This is a genomic window from Kribbella capetownensis, from assembly GCF_004331485.1.
Lineage (GTDB): Bacteria > Actinomycetota > Actinomycetes > Propionibacteriales > Kribbellaceae > Kribbella > Kribbella capetownensis.
In genome coordinates this window covers 33,292-53,144 of the sequence record NZ_SJKD01000018.1, presented here as the reverse complement: position 1 = coordinate 53,144, position 19,853 = coordinate 33,292, and the positions used below count along the sequence as shown (strand labels likewise).

Genomic DNA, 19,853 nt, shown 5'->3' with positions numbered 1-19,853 from the left:
CGGGCAGGGCGGTCGGGCGGCGGTCGGGCCTCAGCCGATGTGGTACGGGTCGCCGTACACTTTCCAGTCGAGCGGCGTGTTCAGGTCGAGGTTCCCGTCGCGGAGCCAGACCCGCTGGGCGGTGTCGACACGGCTGGTGTCGCTGTGCGCCTCCTCCTGCTTCATCGCCCAGACGCGGGCGTCGAGGAAGGCGTTCAGGTACGTCGTCTCGTTGCCACCCTGCGCCGGCGGCATGGCCTTCTGCAGCGCGCGGTTGCGGATGCCGCCGAAGCTGGTGCCGCCGTTACCGGGACCGTGCATGACGATCGCGTCGTAGTAGCAGAACTGGCCGAGGGTGCGCAGGCCGTCCGACTTCCCTCGTGACACCGACGGGTTGAAGTAGACCCGGTCACGCTCGTCGTTCTGGCACTGCTGGAACGCGGCGTCCTTGGCCGCGGTCTTCCAGTCACTGGTGTAGTTCGGGTCCAGGCCGTCGTGCGAGTCGCTGCCGTCGACGTCACGCAGGGCGGGCAGGTACTTCTGCAGCACGTTGCCGGGCTTGCGGTCGGCGTACAGCTCGACGAGTTCGAGCATGTCGCCGGTGCCCGAGCAGAACCCGATGATGCCCGCGGTGTAGCCGCGGCCGTCGTCGATGTCCTCGATGTACTTGTACTGCGCCTTCCAGTCCAGCGAGGAGTTCTCCGCGCTGCAGACGATCTGCATCGCGATCTCCTTCTTCGCCGGATCGTCGAGGCCGGTGGCCTGGACCGCGGCGTCGGCGGGCGAGGCGTAGCGGGAGACGAGGGCGGTCGCCGGGGCGGCCGCGAGGGTCAGTCCGAGCAGCAGCGCGGTCCTGCGCGTGGGGCGGGTCTGCATGGTTCCTCCGAGGGGCGTCCGAGGATTACTGTTAGGAAGCTTTCCTATCAGACCGGAGGCAGAACTGAGAACACCTCACTCCGTGAAGATTGTGTCTCAGCCGAAAACGGTGAGTGCGCCGGGGGCGATGCCGATGTCGACCGGGAGCGGGCCGAGGACCTCGCCGTCGGCGTACGCCGTGATCCCGGGCGACTCGAGCCGGACCGAGCGGCCGCGCGCCGTGCGCATCATCGGGTGGCCGACGTGGGTGCCCTTGGACAGCTTCGGGAACATCTGCAGCAGGGTGAACCGCGACACCGGCTGGATGATCGTCACGTCGAGCAGTCCGTCGTCGATCTCCGCGCCGGCACAGATCTGCAGTCCCCCGCCGTACGTCGGCCCGGTGCCGACCGCGACCAGCATCGCCTTGGTCTCGATCACCTCGTCGTCGACGGTGACGACGTACTCGAGGGGTTTGAACGTGCGGAGTTCGGCCAGGGTGGCGACCGTGTAGCGGGAGTTGCCCTTCGGCCAGCTCATCGCGTTGGCGCGCTTGTTCACCAACGAGTCGAAGCCGCCGGCCACGACCGTGGTGATGAACTCGTCCTTGGCCACCGCCAAGTCGATCGCGCGGGTCTTGCCGGCCACGATCAGGTCGGCCGCCGCGGCCGGATCCTTCAGCGGTACGCCGATCCCGCGGGCGAAGTCGTTGCCGGTACCGGCCGGGATCACGCCGAACGGCATCCCGGACTTCGCCAGCACCTGGGCGCCGAGGTGGACCGTGCCGTCGCCCCCGATCAGCGCGACCGCGTCCGCACCGGACGCGACCACCTCGGCGGAGATGCGGCCGACGTCCTCCGCGCAGGTGGTGGCGTGCACGTCGACGGTGATCCCCGCGGCCGCGAGCCGTTCGCGGACCACCGGGGCCACGCGGGCACCGAGGCCGCGCCCGGAGGTGGGGTTCACCACCAGCGCGATCCGTCTGGTCATCAGTCGGCCAGCAGTTCCTCGGCCTTGCGTGCCTTGCGTTTGTCGAGGATCCGCGTGATCACCTCGGCGATGAAGAACAGCAGACACATGGGGACGGCCAGCAGGCACATTGTGAACGGATCACCCGACGGTGTGGCGACCGCGGCGAAGACGAAGATCACCAGCACGATGTACGGCCGGAACCGGCGCAGTGCGGACGACGGCACCACGCCGAGCATGTTCAGCAGCACGACCACGAGTGGGATCAGGAAGGCGACGCCGAACACCAGCATCGTGCGCATCACGAAGTCGAGGTAGTCGGGCAGCTCGACCAGGTTCTGGATGTCGAGCGGGGTGAAGCCGAGCAGGATCTCGATGCCCTTCGGCAGGGTCCAGTACGCGACCCAGACGCCGGCCGCGAACAGCGGAGCGGCGATCGCGGAGAAAAGATAGGCCCACTTGCGTTCGTTGCGGTGCAGGCCGGGCGCGATGAACGCCCACAGCTGGTAGAGCCAGACCGGCGAAGCGAGCAGCAGCCCGAACAGCGCCGAGATCTTGATCCGGAACGTCAGCGGGTTGCCGACCCCAGGAAAGGTCAGCTGGGGAAGCTTCGTACTGCCGGCCTCCTTGGCCAGCTCGGTCACGCTGGTCAGGAACGGCTTGGTCAGGAACTCGAAGGCCTGGTCGTAGAAGACCCAGCCGACGATGGTCCCGACCACGATGGCGAGCACACTGATGAGCAGGCGGTTGCGCAGCTCGATGATGTGCTCGCGCAGGGTCATCCGACCCTCGTCGTCCTTCGGGCGGCGCTCCTGCTTCTCCTTACGCCGCCCGAACCTCACCATTGACACAGCTGGAGCGCTCGGCTCAGTTCGCCGTGTGCGTCGGCGGCAAGCCGTCGCCCGGCGCCTGGCCGTTGGCCTGGTTCGGCTGCTGCGCCGGCTGGGCCTGCGGGGCCGCCTGCTGCGTCGGCGCCTGGGCGGACTCGTTGCTGCCCTCGGTCAGCTCCGAGTCCTTCTTCTTCGGGCCGACCTCCTCTTCCCAGATCTTCTTCGACTTGCCGAGCTGCTTGACCAGCGCCGGCAGCTTGGCCGATCCGAACAGCAGCACGACGATCGCGAGGATGACGAGCCACTCCGCGCCCTGCGGCATACCGATGAGCGGTGCTGCCATGTCGATCTCCCTTTCACACACACTTGCCTGGTGGCTCAACGCTGAGTCGTGGGCCGAATACTACGCCGGGACGTGCTCGCCCCGATGGGTCTGTCCGGACCCGGCCGTGGACTGCGCTGCCTCCAGCTTGGACTGGGCGGCGACCAACTCACGCGTCAGCGCCTTGGCCTGGCCCCATACCTTCTTCGCAAGCAGAGCCAGGACGGATAGCCACACCGCCGCGACTGCGAGAAAGAGCAGGAACCAGTACATACCCAGGAGCCTAGCCGGTTCCCGGCCATCGCCCACGCCCCGCGTGGCGTCTCGGCGGACAACGGTGTCGGAACGTGATGGTAAAACCGAGTGTCTCCAGCGGGACATGCCCGGCCCTGCCAGTGGGCAGGCTCCGCGGGGACGAGGCTGCGGTACGGCGAGACGAGGGGGCAGTTGATGTTGCGGATCGGGGTCGAGGAGCGGCGGACCCGGTTGGGCCGGCGGCACCGGCTGCTGTCTTCCTGCCACGCGGCGGATCCGGTGGAAGCTGCGGCGGCGATGGTCGCCTTGCACGCCACCGATCCGGCCACCGTGCACCTGTCCGTGGCCGCTCGCGTGCCAGGGAGTGACGTGCTGAGCACGGAGCGTGCGCTGTACGACGACCGCACGCTGATCCGGATGCTCGGCATGCGCCGGACCGTGTTCGTCGTACCGACGCCGTTCGCGCCGATCGTCCAGGCCGCGTGCACCGACGACATCGCGGTCAAGCAGCGGAAGCTGCTGGTCAAGCACCTGACCGAATCCGGGGTCGGGCCCGATGCGGACGCATCCGGGAAGTGGCTGCGGGCGGTCGAGGAGTCGGCCGCGACTGCCCTGACGCTGCGCGGATCGGCTACGGCGCAGGAGCTGTCCGCGGACGAGCCGCGGCTGCGAACCCGGCTCAACATGGCGACCGGCAAGGCGTACGCCGCTCAGCCGTATGTGACCAGCCGGGTGTTGTTCCAACTGTCGGCCGAGGGCCGGATCGTGCGCGGACGGCCGCTGGGGACATGGCTGAGCGGACAGCACCACTGGTCGCCGGCAGAGGACTGGCTGCCTGGCGGGTTGGGCGACAAGCCGGCGGCTGAGGAGGCTCGGGTGACGCTGGCGCGGGCGTGGCTCTCGACGTTCGGACCGGGTACGGCGGCGGACCTGCAGTGGTGGAGTGGGTGGACGGCCGGTCAGGCGAAGAAGGCGCTGACCGCGGTCGAGGCGGTCGCGGTGGATCTGGACGGCCAGGGCGGGTACGTGCTGCCGGGCGACGAGGCGCCTGAGGTGCCGGTTGAGCCGTGGGTCGCGTTCCTGCCGACGCTGGACCCCACGCCGATGGGCTGGAAGGACCGTGACTGGTACCTCGGCGAGCACAAGGCGAAGCTGTTCGACACCACCGGCAACATCGGCCCGACCATCTGGGCGGACGGCCGGATCGTCGGCGGCTGGGGGCAGCCGGAGTCCGGCGAGGTCCGCTTCCAGCTCCTCGAGGACGTCGGCCGCGAAACCACCAAACTGATCGAGGCCGAAGCCGCCCGCTGGACCGCCTGGCTGTCCGGCGTCCGGGTCACGCCTCGGTTCCGCGCCCCGTTGGAGAAGCAGCTGAGCCAGAGCTAGTCGTCGTACGCCGAGAGGGCTTCTCGAGCTGTGGCTGCTATTTGGGTGGTGAGATCGGGTGGGTCGAGGACTGTGGCGGCGCCGCCCAGGCGGAGGACGAGGCGTTGGAGCCAGCCGGTGTCGGCCACGCGGAGCTTGACGATCAGGGAGTTGCCGGGGCCTTCTTCGACGGATTCGTTCGGGTAGTACTCGGCGACCCAGCGGGCCGGTGGGTCCAGCTTCACCGTCGCCAGCAGATCGCACTCGGACGGCTGGAACATCCCGTTGGACAGATCCCGTGGCGTCGCCTCGGGCGGCGGTTCGCTCGCCAGGTCCAGCAGCTTCACCGCCGCGATCCGGTCGAGGCGGAACAGTCGCACATCCTCGGCCAGCCGGCACCACGCCTCGAGGTACGTGCGGCCCTCCGAGACGACCAAGCGCATCGGGTCCACGTCCCGCTCGGTGGTTTCGTCCCGCGACGGTACGTCGTACGTCAGGTGCAGGCGACGCTTCCCCGCCAGGGCGCGGTTCACGGTGTCGGCGATCGCCGGATCGGCCGGCTCGACGTGCACGTGAGCGGCTGCGCCCTCGCTCGCCGCCGCAGCCTCTCCGGCGGCACGCTCCAGCTTGCCGATCGCGCGGTCGACCGCGTCCCGGTCGTTCCCGGCCGTCACCTCGCGCAAGGTGCGCAGCGCGGTCAGCAGCGCCAGCGCCTCGTCCGCGGCCAGCCGCAGCGGGCGAGCCAGGTAGTCGGCGTTGTTGATGTGGATGACGCCGTCGCCCTCGGCCGCCTCGATGTCGATCTCGATCAGATCGCCCATCTGCGCGCCGGGCAGACCGCAGAACCACAGCACCTTCAGATCCGCGATGATCTGCTTCGGCCGTACGCCGAACTCCTTCGCGACATCGTCGACGCGGGCACCGTCGTTCTCCCGCAGATAGGGCACCAACGCCAAGAGCCGCTGCACCTGATCACGAGCATTGCTCATGCGCCGGCCACCGTCCGCAGCCGCCAGAGCACGCCGTCCAGCACGTCCCCAGGGCCCTCGACGACCGCGTCCGGGCCGTACGACGCGATCTCCTCGGCGAGCACGCCCGAGTCGGCGTACGGGACGTGCAGCAGGTCCCAGCCCTCCTCGTACGGCTCGATGGCGTTGGCACGGCGGCGGAGGCTGACACAGGACCCGGTGCGGGCGCGGACCTTCGCTTCGGACGTCGGACGTGGCGGACCGAGCTCGGAGACCAGCGAACGCAGGTCGGTGCCCTCAGGCACGGTGAACGCGCCCGGCTCGCCGACCGTCTTCACGTCTCCACCGATCCGGGACAGCCGGAACATCCGCGTCGCCTGACGATCGCGATCCCGGCCGACGACGTACCAGCGGCCGTGCCAGGAGACGATCCCCCACGGCTCCAGCGTCCGGGTGGTCGGCTCCGAGGCGCCGCTGCGGAGGTGCTGGAAGCGCACCACAGTCCGGCTCACGACCGCCGACCAGAGTGGGTCGAAGGCCGGCTCGGACGCGCCGACGTGCGGCTCGATCGCGCTCAGCGCGGACTGGTCGGTCTGGATCCCGGCCGCCTTCAGCTTCAGCACCGCGGAGGTCGTCGCCTCGGCCAGGCTGGCGTGCTGCCAGACCCGCGCGGCCACGCCCAGTACGGCGGCCTCGTCCGGTTCCAAGTGGACCTCGGGCAACTCGAACACGTCCCGGCGGATCCGGTAGCCGACCTCGTCGGAGAAGAACTTGTCGATCGTGCCCATCTCGATCGGGATGCCGAGGTCGCGCAGTTCGTCCTTGTCCCGCTCGAACATCTTCTCGAAGGCGTCGTCGGTCTGGCCCGCGTACCCCTCGACGACCTCGCGGATGCGTTCCTTGGTCACGTAGGTGCGCGCGACCAGTAGACAGATGACCACATTGAGCAGTCGCTCACTCTTGCGCGCCGACACCCGACCACCTTACGGCCTGAGAGCGTCAAATCCCGCCCTCCCGCACCGAAATCTTCGAACACCGGTTCGACCCGCTACGCTCGGCGCGTGATTCGATGGCGGGACGGTGTGGTGAGTGCGGTCGGGCGGAGCTGGGCCGGTGCGGTTGAGCTGACTGTGACGGTCGGCGCACAGTCTGTGCGCGCCCTCGCCTACCCCGATCTGGTCGGTGCGCCGGAGGCCGGGGACCGCGTGCTGCTCAACGTCGGTGCGCTCGACAAGGGCTTGGGGACCGGCGGCTATGCGCTGGTGGTCGCCGTACCGGACCGGCTGCCGGCCGACCCTCCGGAGCACGGTCACCTCGTCAAGGCCCGGTACACGCCGCTGCAGACCATGGTGCTCGGCGCGGATGAGCAGGACTCACCGGACCACGACGTACTGCGTGATGCCGACGACCTCTTCGGTACGCCGGTCGTGGTGGCAGACCTGCATTCGGCGCTACCCGCCGTACTGGCCGGGGTGTACGAGGCACGGCCGACCACGCGGGTCGTGTACATGATGACGGACGGCGGGGCGCTGCCGATGGCGTTCTCGCGCACTGTGGCCTCGCTGCGGGACAGTGGCTGGCTGGGTGGGACTGTGACGGTCGGCCAGGCGTACGGCGGCGATCGGGAGGCTGTCACAGTGCACACCGGGCTGCTGACCGCCGTACATGTGCTGGCGGCGGAGCTCGTCGTACTCACGCAGGGCCCTGGCAACCTCGGGACCGGGACGCGCTGGGGGTTCTCTGGTGTGCAGTCAGGTGAAGCGGTCAACGCGATCGGGACGCTGCGCGGGCGAGCGGTGGCGTCACTGCGGATCTCGGAGGCGGACCCGCGGCCGCGGCACCGGGGGATCTCACACCACAGCCTGACGGCGTACGGTCGCGTCGCTCTGCAGCCGGCGGACGTCGTCGTACCCGACCTGCCGGGTGACTTCGGGGACGCCGTACGGGACGCTGCCGAGCCGCTGAAGGCCCGGCACCGGGTCGTCCGGGTCGGGCTGGACGGCCTGTACGACGCTCTGCGGGCCGCACCGGTGAAGTTGTCGACGATGGGACGTGATCTCGACAGCGACCGCGCGTACTTCGAGGCAGCGGCGGCGGCCGGGCGGCACGCGGCGGGGCTGGTAGACGTTCCACCACCTGGAGTGGGGTCTCAGTACTCCTGATCCGGGCGGCTGCGGCGGTCACGCTGGGAGCATGGCAATCATCGCTGCTCCTGAAGCCCCGCTGACCGCTCGGTGGGCCACTCTGATGTGGCTGCTCGCGGTCGGCGCCGGGGTTGCGGAGTCGGTGGTCGGAGTCGCCGGGGCGATCGCGGATGGTGTGTCACCGTCGGCCCTGGTGATGCAGATCGCCGTCCGCAGCCTCATCTACGGCGCACTGTTCGTCGTCATCGACCGTTTCTTCCGCCACGGTGTCCCCTGGTCCCGCTATCTGTTGGCCGGGTTGCTGGGCACGGTCGGGATCGCGTCTCTTGTCTATGGGCCGGTGACCTGGCTGCTCGACGGCGGAGACTTCACGACGCTGCAGTGGTCGGTGGAGTTCGTGGCCTCAGCTGCGGTTCGCGGCGTGCACATCACCGCGGTGGTGACTGCCCTGGCGCTGACGTTCCACCCCGACACCACCCGCTGGTTCCACCGCTGAACAAACCAAGGCCGGTCCCCCACCTGGGGAGACCGGCCTTGATGTGAACGACTACTGGGTGCGGGAACCCTCCCCTACCTCCCGGCCGAAGGCCGGTTACTGGCCTTGCTGCTTGGGAGCCGGGAAGGCATTCAGGACATCAATGACCGCGAAGGCGGAGATGGACTTGCCGGAGGCGTCCTTCGACGGGGGCAGTTCGACCAGGACGCGGCTGCCGACCGGCATGCCGGCCAGGCCGTCGACCGGACCGGCCTGACCGTTCGGGCCGGGGCCGACCTGGAGCTGGTCGGTCGGGGCCGGCGGCTGCGCCGGCGAGGTCTGGGTGGCGGGCTGGCCGTCCCAGGTGCTGGCCTGCTTCTTGCCGGCGTAGTCGAACACGACGTACCGGGTGATCAGCTGGCTGCCCTTCTCGATCGGCTTGCCCTTGCCGAGAGCGATCACGACCGGCTTGCCCGGCTTGGCCGGCGCCTTGAATCCGGCCGGGACGGTCGCCTTCGGCTCCGCGTTCAGCCCGCCGGTGATCTTGATCTTGGTCGCCGCCGACGTGGCCGGCGTCGCGTCCAGCGGGGTGTCGTTCCCGGCCGCGCTGACCAGGTCGACGACGAAGATCAGCGTGTCGTCACCCTTGATCCCGGCCTGCTCGTTGCCCTGCTCCTTGTAGCCCTTGTCGGACGGGATGGACAGCATCACCCGGCTGCCGATCTTCTTGCCGACCAGACCCTCGTCCCAGCCGCCGATGACCCCGCCGACCCCGATCGGGAACGACGACGGCGCACCGCGGTCGTAGGAGTTGTCGAACACCTTGCCGTCGCGCCAGATCTGGCCGAGGTAGTTCGCGGTGAGCAACTCGCCCTTCTTCACCTCCGGACCGTCGCCCTCCTTGAGGACATCGGTCACCAGGCTCTTCTCCGGGCCGCCGTCGCGGTGGGTGACGGTCGGCTTCTGGCCGAAGTCCGAGGTCACCTTGATCCCGCCCGCCCCGAAGTCGGGCTTATCCGAGCCGCAGGCAACCAGGGAGGACCCCAGTACCGCCACAACGACCAGACTCAACAACTTGCGCACGAAACCAGCACCTCGAAACATCCCGGCGCGGTCCGCGCCGCTCGACACAGGGGGCAACAACGCGGCCCACCCTAGCCTGCGTGACCAACCCCACCACCGCCCGGCCGCGTCACCGTTCGGTCACGCCACGCACAGTCACGCGGCCGGTGACTGCTGGACGGGCGTGGCCACCGCGAGTGCATTCAGAGCCGCCGCCAGGTCAGGGCGTGCCGATGCAGATCGCCGCGATGGCTTGCTGCACGGGTAGCAGGGCCCGTTTGAACTCGTGCCCTACCCAGGCGCCGGGAGTGTCGATGACGTCGGCCGCGACCTCGCGATCCCGCACGAACGGCGGGCAGGGGTTGAGCAGGTGTCCGTCGGCCGCGAGCGCCAGGTGGGCCGCGGTGATCCGGTAGGCGGCCAAGACTTCGTCATGACGGCCGGGGGGATCGGTCAGGATGACGTCCGCTCCGGCCATCGCCTTGTCCAGATCGGGCTGGAGCTCGACGCCGGGGATGGCGATCTCCGGTGGGCAGGACTGGACGAGGTCGAGGTCGAGGGCCCGAGCCGCTTCGGCCCAGCCTCGACCGATGTTGCCGTCGGCCCCGACGAAGACGTACCTCAGCGCGGTGATGTCGCGTCCCAGTTCGGAGATGGCGAAGAGATCGGAGAGCACTTCGCAGGGGTGATTGACGCTGGTCATCGCGTTGACCACGGGCAGTGCGTCAGCAGCAGCGAGCCCGGTCAGGGTCGCGAGGTCGTCGTGGCGCACGACGGCGATGTCGCACCATTGCGCCAGATAGCTCGCGACGTCGGTGAGTGCCTCGGACTTGTCGAGAGTTTCGGGCGGGAAGAGGATCGGCTGCAACCCCATCACGGCCAGTCCCCGCTCGAACGTGACGCGGGTGCGGAGGCTGGAGGCCGGGAAGAACAAGGCGGCGGCGCCGTCGAAGCGCGGGCCGCCACCGGCCGCGTACTCCCGCGCCAGCTCGAACACGTTCTCGATGTCGGGAGTTGCCCAGGTGTCCAGTTGGAGCAGATGACGCATCCTGCGAACTTACAGCTACATGCTAGCGATCAGTTTCTCCACCCGCTCGTCGTGCGACTTGAACGGGTCCTTGCACAGCACGGTGCGCTGGGCCTGGTCGTTGAGCTTCAGGTGCACCCAGTCGACGGTGAAGTCGCGGCGGCGCTCCTGCGCGCGCTTGATGAACTCGCCGCGCAGCCGCGCCCGGGTGGTCTGCGGCGGCACCGACTTGGCCTCGAAGACGCGCAGGTCGTCGACGACGCGGGTGACCGCACCCCTGCGCTCGAGCAGGTAGTACAGCCCGCGCGGCCGGTGGATGTCGTGGTACGCCAGGTCGAGCTGGGCGACCCGCGGGCTGGCCAGGCCGAGGTTGTTCTGCTGGCGGTAGCGCTCGATCAGGCGGTACTTGATCACCCAGTCGATCTCGCGCTCGATCCCGCTCAGGTCGCCGGACTCGATCGCCTTCAGCGTCCGCTCCCACAGCGACAGCGCCCGCTCGACGGCCGGCGTCCCGAGCTCGCGGCGGTCGACGAAGTCGCGCGCCTTGGTCAGGTACTCCGTCTGGATGTCGAGGGCACTGGCCTCGCGACCGTTCGCCAGCCGGACCTCGCGGCGGCCGGTCATGTCGTGGCTGATCTCGCGGATCGCGCGGATCGGGTTGTCCAGGGTGAGGTCGCGCATCACGATGCCGGCCTCGATCATCCGCAGTACCAGGTCGGTGCTCGCGACCTTGAGCAGCATCGTGGTCTCGGACATGTTCGAGTCGCCCACGATCACGTGCAGCCGGCGGAACCGCTCGGCGTCCGCGTGCGGCTCGTCGCGGGTGTTGATGATCGGCCGGGACCGGGTGGTCGCGCTGGAGACGCCCTCCCAGATGTGCTCGGCGCGCTGCGACACCGAGTAGACCGCGCCGCGCGGCGTCTGCAGCACCTTGCCGGCACCGCAGATCAGCTGCCGGGTGACCAGGAACGGGATCAGTACGTCGGCGAGCTTGGCGAAGTCGCCGTGCCGGCTGACCAGGTAGTTCTCGTGGCAGCCGTAGCTGTTGCCGGCCGAGTCGGTGTTGTTCTTGAACAGGTAGACGTCGCCGAAGATGCCCTCGTCGTGCAGCCGCTTCTGCGCGTCCACCAGCAGACCCTCGAGGATCCGCTCACCGGCCTTGTCGTGCGCGATCAGGTCGGTGACCGAATCGCACTCCCCGGTCGCGTACTCCGGGTGGGAGCCCACGTCGAGATAGAGCCGGGCCCCGTTGCGGAGGAAGACATTGCTGCTCCGCCCCCAGGACACGACGCGCCGAAACAGGTACCGCGCCACCTCGTCGGGGGTCAGTCGGCGCTGACCGCGAAAGGTACAGGTGACGCCGTACTCGTTCTCCAGACCGAAGATTCGCCGGTTCACACACCCACAGTACGGTGCCGCTCCGACAACCGGGCCATGTCGCAGGCGCGCCGTTTCCCGGCGTTACCCCTTTGATGTCAACGGACCCAACTTTCCGCAAGCCATTGGCATCGGGGTAGGTAGGACAGTTGAACAATTTCCTGGGGGTACGGATAGATGAAGCGGATACCCGTCGCGGCCGCACTGGCCGCCGCGACAGCACTCCTGGCTGCGACACTCGTGCCGTCGGCGGCCGCAACGCCACAGGGTACGGCGGCCGCCGTCTGCAGCCTGAGCGTCGGATCGGTGACTGCCGGCGGGGACCTCCGGGTCCAGCACATCGCTGCCACCTCCCCGCCGAGCGTGACCAGCACCTGGGACGGGCCGAAGGGTCTCTACCAGGACGAGGACTGGAGACTGTTCGGCTCGGTCGCCACCGAAGAGGCCGTGGCGGCAGGCCAGCACCGGCGCGGGCTCGTCACCAACGACACCAGTCTCTATTCGTACTACTACCGCACCGACGGCTCGTACCAGGTGCTCGAACCCGGCTCCTACGAGCAGACCAAGATCGGCGGAGGCTGGACCCGCGGGATGACGTACTTCGACTCGTCGTTGTACTACAACACCGGCGGGACCGTCACCCGGAGCAACGTCTACGCCCTCTGGGACGGCGTGCTCTGGCGCTGGAGCGCAGGCTGGAAGGTCAAGCTGTTCCCCGGCTTCGGCGCGGTCAAGACGATGACGCTGATCAGTACGACCGCGACGTACGAGACGTTCCTGGCGAATCTGACCGGTGGTTCGCTCTACACGATCCGGATCCCGATCGCGAGCAACGCCGTACCGGTCGTCAAGCCGGTGCGGACGCGGACCTGGCAGGGCTTCGAGACGCTGATCGCGGAGAAATGCGGCAGCCAGAGCACACTGCTGCTCGGCATCGACAAGGACACCAACTCCGGCTACCTGTACGCCGTCAGCCACGCGAACGGGACCGCCACCGTCATCAAGGGCCTCGGGAAGGTGACCGGCGCCGACTTCACCGGCGTCGCGCACGCCCGTGTCTTCGTCAACACCCTCGACTCTTCCGGCAACCTGAACGGCGACTGACCCCAACCTTTTCGCGGGTGCCGGCGTCGAACCGTGTGACCCGCGACACCCGCGGGGGAACTGGGGGCCTGGGGAATGTCTCGAAGGAAACTGCTGGGTGGTCTGTCCGCGCTGATCGGGGCCGGGTTGCTGGCCGCGGCGCTGGTGCCGGCTCAAGCGAGTGCGACGCCGACACCGTCGGCTGTGGCCGGCGGTTGCCTGCTGCAGCTCGGCTCGATCACGGCCGGAGGTGACCACAACGTCAACTGGATCTCGTCCGCGCCGCCGGCCTCGGCGTTGGTGTCCCAAGGTCCGAAGGATCTCTTTCCCGACGGTCAGGCCTGGCTCGCGGGGTCGCTCGCTTACCAGGACTACACGGGCGACACTGTCCGCCGGACCGGTTACGTGGTGATCGGCCAGGAACTGTTCGCCACCAGCTACTTCGCCACCAGCGGCAAGCTGATCGAGGAGCTCGGCAAGACGAAGATCGGTGGCGGCTGGTACCGGAACGGCCCGCGGTACCTCGAGGAATCCCGGTACTCGGGCAGCACGACGGGGCACACGTACTCGCTCTACGGCGACACCCTCAACCGGTGGAACGTCAACGCCGGCACCTGGAGCGCCCACGCGACGTACCCGGGCTTCGGCGCAGTCAAGACGATGGCGCTGATCAGCCAGACCGCGACGTACGACACCTTCCTCGCCAACATGACTGGCGGTTCGCTCTACACGATCCGGGTGCCGAAGACCGGCGCGCCGGTGGTGAAGCTGGTCCGGTCGTCCACGTGGCAAGGGTTCGAGACGCTGATCGCCGAGAAGTGCGGGACCCAGAGCACTCTGCTGGTCGGCATCGACAAGGACACCCACTCCGGCTATCTGTACGCCGTGAGCCACGCAACTGGCGCCAGCACCGTCATCAAGGGCCTCGGCAAGGTGCCGACCACGTTCGCCGACCCGACGTACTTCCGGTACCACCCGGAGGAGCACGGCGGGGACCTGTTCGGCGAGTGAAATCAGCCGCTGACCGGCGTTGAGGGGCACCGGGCAGCGGAACCGGACTGCCGCTGCCCATGTGTCTTGGGCAGCGGCAGTCTGCTTTGTCGGAGCTCGTGGTTAGCATCCGGTGGGTGGTGGACGTGCGGGCGTACGTCGAGACCGGCGTACAGATGGCGATGGACGACGGAACAGCCGCTTGGGCCTTCGAAACCTCGCACTGGGGCCGCTGCGGCCAGGGCCCAGACGAGCCTGCAGCCCTCGACAACCTCGCTACGGAACTTGAATCCGACCCGCTTGGTGCGGAGCTTGGGTCCGAGCTGCGGTTTGTGGTGGTGGAGCGGGTGGTGGGTGACGAGCAGGCGTTCGAGCGTGATCTGGTTCCTGCTTCTGAGGCCGAACGGGCGGCCACGTTGGAGATTCTCTCGCGGTGCCGGGAGGAGACGGCAGGGCTGATCGCTTCCTGCTCTGGCGCGATGCTCGACTTCGCGGATCCTGATCGAGTGCTGCCGTCGTTCGCCGGTTGGCAGACGGTGCGGCAGCTCGCCTGGCACATCGTCGACACCGAGAGCCGGTACTACCTCCCGTCACTCGGCCTGCCCTACCGGGACTCGCTGCCGGATCTGGCAGATGAGTTGGACCAGTCCGCGGACCACGTCCGCCGTACCGTCGCCGCCATGCTGCCGGACCTGGTACGCCGAGTCGACCGCGAGCTGTGGACAACCGTCAAGGTCCTCCGCCGCCTGGCCTGGCACGAACGCTCAGAACTACACACCCTGCGCCACCTGGTAGCACTCGCCCGCCACTAGCCCACCCAGCCAATGCGCCTACGTCCAGGACCTTGTGCACCGATCAACCACCAAACGCCCGGTTGAGGCCAAGCCCGCTCATGTGGTCGACCCGTGCACAAGTCGCACCCAGCACCCTGATCTGTCAGCGCCGAGGCCGCCGGCGCACCGTGGTCTGTCAGCGACTGAGGTCGTCGGCAGGCGAGGGCGGGCGGCCGGGGCCTTGGACAGGTTCTGGGGGCTGTCGACAGGACGTGACCTGTTCACAGGCATCAGTGGGTGTTGACGGTCGAACGTCTTGGGCGTGGGCGGCTCGAGTGGTGGGGTCAGAGGTCGACTAGGTCTAGGAGTTGGCCTAGTTCTTTCGGGTCAAGGGGGCGGAGTTCGCCGGTGTGGAGGTTGCCTCGGCGTACTGGGCCGATCGCGGTACGGGTGAGGCGTTTGACCGGGTGGCCGATCGCGTCGAACATGCGGCGGACGATGCGGTTGCGGCCCTCGTGCAGGCTGATCTGGATCAGGGTGCGGCCGCGGACGCTGGAGACGACCTTCACCGTGTCCGCCTGGGCCGGGCCGTCGTCGAGTTCGATCCCGTCGAGGAGCGTGCGGAGTACTGCCGGTTTGACGTTGCCTTCGACTTCGGCGACGTACGTCTTGGAGACCTCGTACGACGGATGCGTCAGACGGTGCGCGAACTCACCGTGGTTGGTGAGCAGCAACAGCCCCTCGGTGTCGGTGTCGAGCCGCCCGATGTGGAACAGCCGCTCCGGCCGGTCCTGCACGTAGTCCGCGATACACGGCCGGCCCTGCGGATCCGCCATCGTGGTGACGACGCCGCGGGGTTTGTTGAGCACCAGGTACACGTGCGTACCGACCGGCGGGATCCGCTCCCCGTCGACCCGGATCACCGAGACCTCCGGATCCACCCGCACCCCGAACTCGGTCACCACCGCCCCGTCGACCTCGACCCGCCCCTGCTCGATCAGCAACTCGGCATTCCGCCGACTCGCCACCCCCGCCTGAGCCAGAACCTTCTGCAGCCGAACCCCGTCCTCACCCATCAGACCGACGAACCCCAACCACCCCAGACCCCAACCCACTCACGCCATCCCCGCCAACCACGCCATCCACAGCACCCGCCCCACCGCCGGCCCACTCGTCCTCATCCGAGGTCCCGGCCTGCTCCGCGGCGTCGTCGTGCTCAGTGGTGTCGTCGTGCTCCGTGGTGTCCAAGTCCCCGTCAATCCCCGCATCCAGCGCATCCGCGTCGTCCGAGGACTGACGTTCACCCGCGTGCGCAGGATCCTTGTTGTACGCCGAGTTCGCGGCGGACTGGTCCTCGGGCTCATCCGCCTGGTCTGAAGCGTTCGGACCGGCGTTCCCGGGGTCCTGCTCATCCGCGCCGACGGAACTCAGGTCGCCGTCAATCCCAGCGTCGGTCTCGTCCGCGGGCTCCCCGTCGTATCCGTCGACAGGATCCGTTCCAGCCTCACCGGCGTCGGCGCTGCCCTCACCGAACTCATCCGACTCCGCGGTGCTCAGATCCCCGTCAACCCCCGGGCTCCCGCCATCCGCAGCGTCCAGATCCCCGTCGATCCCGGGATCCGTCTGATCCTCGGACTCCCGCTCGCCCGCGTCTGCGGGATCGGCGTCGTACGCCGCGTTCGCACCAGGCCCGTCCTCGGACTCCCGCTTACCCGCATCGTCGGAATCGGCGGCAGGCTCATCTGCCGGCTCAGCCGGCTGGTCGGAGGCCTCCTGGTTGGCGTACGTGGGGGCTTGGGCATCCGCGTCGGCGGGATGCTCGGGAGCTTCTTCGTCGGGGTCTCGCTCGACGACCTCGCCAGCGTCGACGTATGCGGGGAGCTCATCCTCTGAATCCCCCGCGGTCGCCGCGTCCGCGGCGGGCTCGGTGGGGTCTGCGTCGGCTGCGGGTGGTTCGGGGGAATCGTCGGATGGCTGGTTGGCGGGGGTGGGGATGGTTTGGGCGGCTAGTTCTTCCTCGATGTCGTCCATTTCGGGGAGGTACGGCGCGAGTTCGGGGAGGTCGTCCAGGGAGTGCATGCCCATGCGTTCGAGGAAGTACGTCGTGGTGCGGTAGAGGGTCGCCTGGGATTCGGTGTCGGCGCCGGCTTCCTCGACCAGGCCGCGGGCTACGAGGGTGCGCATGACGCCGTCGACGTTCACGCCGCGGATTGCGGAGACGCGCGCCCGGCTGACGGGTTGCTTGTACGCGACGACCGCGAGCGTCTCGAGTGCTGCCTGGGTCAGGCGGGCTTGCTGCCCGTCGAGGACGAAGCGCTCGACGTACGGCGCTGCCTCGACGCGGGTGTAGTAGCGCCAACCGCCACCCACCTCACGGAGATCGAAGCCGCGACCCTGCTCGGTGTACTCCTCGGCCAGGGTGTTTAGTGCTGCGGAGATGTCGCCTGTCGGGCGGCCGACGGCACGCGCCAACGTCAGGACGGGCAACGGCTCGTCCGTCACCATCAGAATCGCTTCCAACGCCCGCCGCATGGTGTCGTCATCAACAACAACCTCATCCCCCACCGGCACCTCAGTCTGCCCCGGCGCCAGATAATCCTCGTCCCCACCACCTGGTTCCCCAGGAGCCGCGACACCTGCTGCGTCCTCGGCGTCCGGCGCGACCTCACCCGCTGCATTCCCGGTGTCCGACGCAACCTCACCCGCTAGGTCCCCGGTCTCCACCGAATCCGAGCCAGCGTCCTCCCCAGCCGCACCGTCGTCCGTGGGTTCACCTACCGCGGTCGCGTAGTCGGTGTCCTCGGCGTAGGGGTCACCGGCATCCGCGCCACTGGCCTCGGGGGTCGGTGATGCGGCGGTTGGTTCTTCGGTTGCCGTGGGGGTGGTGGGCGTCGGTTCGGCTGTTCCCGTGGGTGCGGTCGGGGTGGTGTTGGCTGCGGTTGCGGCTTGGTCGGAGGTGGGGGCGGTGGCCAGGGGTGGGTCTTGGGGGTTGGTCACTGGGTCACCGTCTCGGTTGGTTCTGGGTCGGTGGGGGGTTCGGCGGGTTCCAGGAAGTCTGGGTCGTCGGGGACCTCGGGGGCCTCACCGTCTTCGGGGTCGGGTGGGTGGAGTTCGTCGAACTCGTCGCTGACGTCGATCTCGCCTTCGTCGGTGCCGGTCCAGCGGATCGTGAGTTCGCCGAGCGGAGTGACCTGGTCGAAGGAGACGGCGGCTTCGCGGAAGAGTTCCAGCAACGCCAGGAACCGGCAGACGGTGGTGACGGTATCCGGGGAGTCCGAGACGAGCGCGCGGAAGGTGGTGCTCCGCTGCCGACGTAGGCGGTCGACGATGACGAGAGCTTGTTCGCGGACTGTGACGGTCGGCGCGTGCAGGTGCGCCAGCGACACGCCCTCCGGCAGGTTGTCCTTCGGAGCCAGCGCACGAGCGGCCAGCGCAGCCAGCCCGGCCGGATCGATCCCGAGCAGCACCTCAGGCAGCAGTTCGGCGAACCGCGGCTCCACCCCGACCGCCCGCGGGAACCGGCGCGCTTCGGCGGCCATGCGCTCCTGGATCAGCGCCGCGATCTGCTTGAACGCGCGGTACTGCAGCAGCCGCGCGAACAACAGATCCCGGGCTTCGAGCAGCGCCAGGTCCTCGTCGTCCTCGACCTCGCCCTTCGGCAGCAGCCGCGCCGCCTTCAGGTCCAGCAGTGTCGCCGCGATCAGCAGGAACTCCGACGTCTGGTCCAGGTCCCACTCCGACCCGAGCGCCTTGATGTGCGCGATGAAGTCGTCGGTGATCACCGAGAGGGCGATCTCGGTGATGTCGAGCTTGTGCTTGCTGATCAGCTGCAGCAGCAGGTCGAACGGACCCTCGAAGTTGACCAGGTGAACACTGAAGCCCTTGCCCTCGGCAACAGCCGCCCCACCTTCACCGGACGGCAGATCCAACGGCAGCGACTCGGGAACCACGGTCACTCCGAGGCCTTGAGCCGCCGTACCAGCACCGAGTCCGGTCCGTGGTCGACGAAGTCGGCCAGCAGCACGTCGATCGCCTCCCGGACGATCCGGCCGCGATCGGCGTTCAGGCCGTGCTCCTCGCGCAACGCGAGTCTGGTCTTCTCCAGGCCGATCAGCTCCTCCTCCGTCACGTACACGGTGATCTTCGTGTCGTGCCGGATCCGACCGCTGGACTTGCGGTCGTCGACAACAGCCGTGCGCGACCGGACTCCGGCCGGCGTCGGGCTGTCTGTGGTGGTGCGCTTCTCGGGTCTGGTCTGCTTCGGTGCCGCACCCCCGAAGAGTTCACTGGCACCTGGCAGGCTCACCCGGCGGGACAACGCGCCAGCACCTCCTTGGCAAGATCGCGGTACTGCGTGGCAGCCGACGAGGACGGGGCGTACGTCGTGATGGGCTCGCCGACGACCGTGGTCTCGGGGAACTTCACGGTACGCCGGATGACGGTGTGGAAGACGCGTTCGTCGAAGGCCTGGACCACCCGGTCGAGGACCTCCCGGGCGTGCGTCGTACGCCCGTCGAACATGGTGCCGAGGATGCCCACGATCTCCAGTTTCGGGTTGAGCCGGTCCTGCACCTTGCCGATCGTGTCGGTCAGCATGGCCAGGCCGCGGAGCGCGAAGAACTCGCACTCCAGCGGTACGACGATGCCGTTCGACGCGGTCAGCGCGTTCACCGTGAGCAGACCGAGCGACGGTGCGCAGTCGATCAGGATCACGTCGTAGTCGGGGATGATCGGTTCGAGCACCCGCTGCAGGGTGTACTCCCGGGCGACCTCCTGGACCAGTTGCACCTCGGCCGCGGACAGGTCGATGTTGGCCGGCAGGAGATCGAGGTTCTCCACCCGGGTCGGCCGGATCACCTCGGCCGGGGTGATGTCGCGCTGCATCAGCAGGTTGTAGACCGACAGCTCCAGGTCGTGCGGCTGGACGCCGAGGCCGATCGAGGCGGACCCCTGCGGGTCGAAGTCGATCAGCAGCACCTTGCGCCCGGTCTCGGCGATCGCCGCGCCGAGGTTGATCGTGGTGGTGGTCTTACCCACGCCACCCTTCTGGTTGCACATCGCGATCACCTGGGCCGGGCCGGTCTTCTCCGGCCGCTGCGGCACCGGCAGGTCCGGCAGTGGCCGGCCGGTCGGCCCGATCTTGTTCCTCGGGCCGTGCGCATCAGTCACAGGTGCGATGTCCTCCGCGGTGAGCTTGGCCGTCGGCCGGGGCATCTCCGCATAGTTGTCGGGTACGGTCAGATTCCGCTGCGGCGCGATCGGTTGGGCAGGCGTCGGCAGCTGCTCGGTGCCCGGGAATGTCGACTCGTTCATGACTCGTCAAACCTTTCAACCGATACGGGCGATCCCAGCGACTGTAAGCGTGCATTCAAGCACTCT

The 19,853-nt window shown here is 68.5% G+C and carries 21 protein-coding genes; 6 read left to right on the top strand and 15 right to left on the bottom strand.

All coding sequences use genetic code 11. From position 1 onward, the window contains the following. Positions 1-30: 30 nt before the first annotated feature. From E0H75_RS41960 to E0H75_RS41940, 5 genes are all read right to left on the bottom strand, one after another. On the bottom strand, positions 31-855 hold the full coding sequence (locus E0H75_RS41960; RefSeq protein WP_131519309.1) for a chitosanase: 825 nt from the start codon (positions 853-855) through the stop codon (positions 31-33). Between the two features lie 96 nt (positions 856-951). Next, positions 952-1,824 carry a diacylglycerol/lipid kinase family protein gene (locus E0H75_RS41955; protein WP_131519308.1) on the bottom strand — a complete coding sequence of 291 codons (873 nt, stop codon included), beginning with the start codon at positions 1,822-1,824 and terminating at the stop codon, positions 952-954. Then, the gene (gene tatC / locus E0H75_RS41950) at positions 1,824-2,648 is read right to left on the bottom strand and encodes a twin-arginine translocase subunit TatC (RefSeq protein ID WP_238163592.1); all 825 of its coding nucleotides are present in this window, start codon (positions 2,646-2,648) and stop codon (positions 1,824-1,826) included. The genes E0H75_RS41955 and tatC overlap by 1 nt, the downstream gene beginning before the upstream one ends. A gap of 22 nt (positions 2,649-2,670) precedes the next feature. Then, positions 2,671-2,976: a twin-arginine translocase TatA/TatE family subunit gene (locus tag E0H75_RS41945; protein ID WP_131519307.1), complete on the bottom strand. Its 306-nt coding sequence runs from the start codon at positions 2,974-2,976 to the stop codon at positions 2,671-2,673. Positions 2,977-3,036: 60 nt separating this feature from the next. Continuing rightward, positions 3,037-3,228 carry a hypothetical protein gene (locus E0H75_RS41940; RefSeq protein ID WP_131519306.1) on the bottom strand — a complete coding sequence of 64 codons (192 nt, stop codon included), beginning with the start codon at positions 3,226-3,228 and terminating at the stop codon, positions 3,037-3,039. A gap of 177 nt (positions 3,229-3,405) precedes the next feature. Here E0H75_RS41940 and E0H75_RS41935 point away from each other — a divergent pair, with 177 nt between their 5' ends. Continuing rightward, the gene (locus E0H75_RS41935; protein ID WP_131519305.1) at positions 3,406-4,596 is read left to right on the top strand and encodes a winged helix DNA-binding domain-containing protein; all 1,191 of its coding nucleotides are present in this window, start codon (positions 3,406-3,408) and stop codon (positions 4,594-4,596) included. Here E0H75_RS41935 and E0H75_RS41930 read toward each other — a convergent pair. Together E0H75_RS41930 and E0H75_RS41925 are read right to left on the bottom strand one after the other, a co-directional pair. Beyond that, a complete protein-coding gene (locus E0H75_RS41930; RefSeq protein ID WP_131519304.1) occupies positions 4,593-5,564 on the bottom strand; it encodes a helix-turn-helix transcriptional regulator in 972 nt (323 codons plus the stop codon). The two genes, E0H75_RS41935 and E0H75_RS41930, sit on opposite strands and share 4 nt — an antisense overlap. Beyond that, positions 5,561-6,517 (bottom strand): helix-turn-helix transcriptional regulator, encoded by a 957-nt coding sequence (locus E0H75_RS41925; protein WP_131356281.1) that lies wholly within the window; start codon positions 6,515-6,517, stop codon positions 5,561-5,563. Before E0H75_RS41925 ends, E0H75_RS41930 begins: the two co-directional genes overlap by 4 nt. A gap of 87 nt (positions 6,518-6,604) precedes the next feature. Between E0H75_RS41925 and E0H75_RS41920 the strand changes: the two genes are divergently transcribed. Together E0H75_RS41920 and E0H75_RS41915 are read left to right on the top strand one after the other, a co-directional pair. Then, positions 6,605-7,705 carry a DUF3866 family protein gene (locus E0H75_RS41920; RefSeq protein ID WP_131519303.1) on the top strand — a complete coding sequence of 367 codons (1,101 nt, stop codon included), beginning with the start codon at positions 6,605-6,607 and terminating at the stop codon, positions 7,703-7,705. 31 nt (positions 7,706-7,736) lie between these two features. Beyond that, positions 7,737-8,183: a hypothetical protein gene (locus E0H75_RS41915; RefSeq protein WP_131519302.1), complete on the top strand. Its 447-nt coding sequence runs from the start codon at positions 7,737-7,739 to the stop codon at positions 8,181-8,183. 96 nt (positions 8,184-8,279) lie between these two features. Here the strand turns inward: E0H75_RS41915 and E0H75_RS41910 are convergent, their stop codons facing one another. The 3 genes from E0H75_RS41910 to pafA form a co-directional block, all read right to left on the bottom strand. Beyond that, entirely contained in the window at positions 8,280-9,245 is a 966-nt protein-coding gene (locus E0H75_RS41910; RefSeq protein WP_131519301.1) for an FKBP-type peptidyl-prolyl cis-trans isomerase, read from the bottom strand. Between the two features lie 199 nt (positions 9,246-9,444). Then, the gene (locus E0H75_RS41905; protein ID WP_131519300.1) at positions 9,445-10,272 is read right to left on the bottom strand and encodes an ornithine carbamoyltransferase; all 828 of its coding nucleotides are present in this window, start codon (positions 10,270-10,272) and stop codon (positions 9,445-9,447) included. A gap of 15 nt (positions 10,273-10,287) precedes the next feature. After that, positions 10,288-11,649, bottom strand: coding sequence for a Pup--protein ligase (gene pafA / locus E0H75_RS41900; RefSeq protein ID WP_131356294.1), 1,362 nt, complete (start codon positions 11,647-11,649; stop codon positions 10,288-10,290). 156 nt (positions 11,650-11,805) lie between these two features. Between pafA and E0H75_RS41895 the strand changes: the two genes are divergently transcribed. The 3 genes from E0H75_RS41895 (at position 11,806) to E0H75_RS41885 (ending at position 14,513) form a co-directional block, all read left to right on the top strand. Next, positions 11,806-12,732: a hypothetical protein gene (locus E0H75_RS41895; RefSeq protein WP_131519299.1), complete on the top strand. Its 927-nt coding sequence runs from the start codon at positions 11,806-11,808 to the stop codon at positions 12,730-12,732. 75 nt (positions 12,733-12,807) lie between these two features. Then, complete coding sequence (locus E0H75_RS41890; protein ID WP_238163591.1) at positions 12,808-13,722, top strand: hypothetical protein; 915 nt, start codon at positions 12,808-12,810, stop codon at positions 13,720-13,722. Positions 13,723-13,838: 116 nt separating this feature from the next. Further along, complete coding sequence (locus tag E0H75_RS41885) at positions 13,839-14,513, top strand: DinB family protein (RefSeq protein ID WP_131519298.1); 675 nt, start codon at positions 13,839-13,841, stop codon at positions 14,511-14,513. Positions 14,514-14,818: 305 nt separating this feature from the next. Here E0H75_RS41885 and E0H75_RS41880 read toward each other — a convergent pair whose 3' ends face one another. Genes E0H75_RS41880 through E0H75_RS41855 form a run of 5 tightly spaced genes read right to left on the bottom strand, consistent with a single transcriptional unit; the run spans position 14,819 to position 19,787 of the window. Next, positions 14,819-15,553 (bottom strand): pseudouridine synthase, encoded by a 735-nt coding sequence (locus tag E0H75_RS41880; RefSeq protein WP_272948990.1) that lies wholly within the window; start codon positions 15,551-15,553, stop codon positions 14,819-14,821. Then, positions 15,543-17,471, bottom strand: coding sequence for an SMC-Scp complex subunit ScpB (scpB, locus tag E0H75_RS41875; RefSeq protein ID WP_238163590.1), 1,929 nt, complete (start codon positions 17,469-17,471; stop codon positions 15,543-15,545). Before scpB ends, E0H75_RS41880 begins: the two co-directional genes overlap by 11 nt. Next, positions 17,468-18,424 carry a segregation and condensation protein A gene (locus tag E0H75_RS41865; protein WP_202873451.1) on the bottom strand — a complete coding sequence of 319 codons (957 nt, stop codon included), beginning with the start codon at positions 18,422-18,424 and terminating at the stop codon, positions 17,468-17,470. The genes scpB and E0H75_RS41865 overlap by 4 nt, the downstream gene beginning before the upstream one ends. Before the next feature lie 2 nt (positions 18,425-18,426). Then, positions 18,427-18,792, bottom strand: a complete 366-nt coding sequence (locus E0H75_RS41860; protein WP_131356301.1) for a hypothetical protein — start codon at positions 18,790-18,792, stop codon at positions 18,427-18,429. Continuing rightward, on the bottom strand, positions 18,777-19,787 hold the full coding sequence (locus E0H75_RS41855) for a ParA family protein (protein WP_272948989.1): 1,011 nt from the start codon (positions 19,785-19,787) through the stop codon (positions 18,777-18,779). Before E0H75_RS41855 ends, E0H75_RS41860 begins: the two co-directional genes overlap by 16 nt. Positions 19,788-19,853 lie beyond the last annotated feature (66 nt).

Coding starts and splice junctions, on each gene's coding strand:
- E0H75_RS41960 (WP_131519309.1), bottom strand. CDS start 855: ATGCAGACCCGCCCCACGCGCAGGACCGCGCTGCTGCTCGGACTGACC.
- E0H75_RS41955 (WP_131519308.1), bottom strand. CDS start 1,824: ATGACCAGACGGATCGCGCTGGTGGTGAACCCCACCTCCGGGCGCGGC.
- tatC (WP_238163592.1), bottom strand. CDS start 2,648: ATGGTGAGGTTCGGGCGGCGTAAGGAGAAGCAGGAGCGCCGCCCGAAG.
- E0H75_RS41945 (WP_131519307.1), bottom strand. CDS start 2,976: ATGGCAGCACCGCTCATCGGTATGCCGCAGGGCGCGGAGTGGCTCGTC.
- E0H75_RS41940 (WP_131519306.1), bottom strand. CDS start 3,228: ATGTACTGGTTCCTGCTCTTTCTCGCAGTCGCGGCGGTGTGGCTATCC.
- E0H75_RS41935 (WP_131519305.1), top strand. CDS start 3,406: ATGTTGCGGATCGGGGTCGAGGAGCGGCGGACCCGGTTGGGCCGGCGG.
- E0H75_RS41930 (WP_131519304.1), bottom strand. CDS start 5,564: ATGAGCAATGCTCGTGATCAGGTGCAGCGGCTCTTGGCGTTGGTGCCC.
- E0H75_RS41915 (WP_131519302.1), top strand. CDS start 7,737: ATGGCAATCATCGCTGCTCCTGAAGCCCCGCTGACCGCTCGGTGGGCC.
- E0H75_RS41905 (WP_131519300.1), bottom strand. CDS start 10,272: ATGCGTCATCTGCTCCAACTGGACACCTGGGCAACTCCCGACATCGAG.
- E0H75_RS41895 (WP_131519299.1), top strand. CDS start 11,806: ATGAAGCGGATACCCGTCGCGGCCGCACTGGCCGCCGCGACAGCACTC.
- E0H75_RS41890 (WP_238163591.1), top strand. CDS start 12,808: ATGTCTCGAAGGAAACTGCTGGGTGGTCTGTCCGCGCTGATCGGGGCC.
- E0H75_RS41855 (WP_272948989.1), bottom strand. CDS start 19,787: ATGAACGAGTCGACATTCCCGGGCACCGAGCAGCTGCCGACGCCTGCC.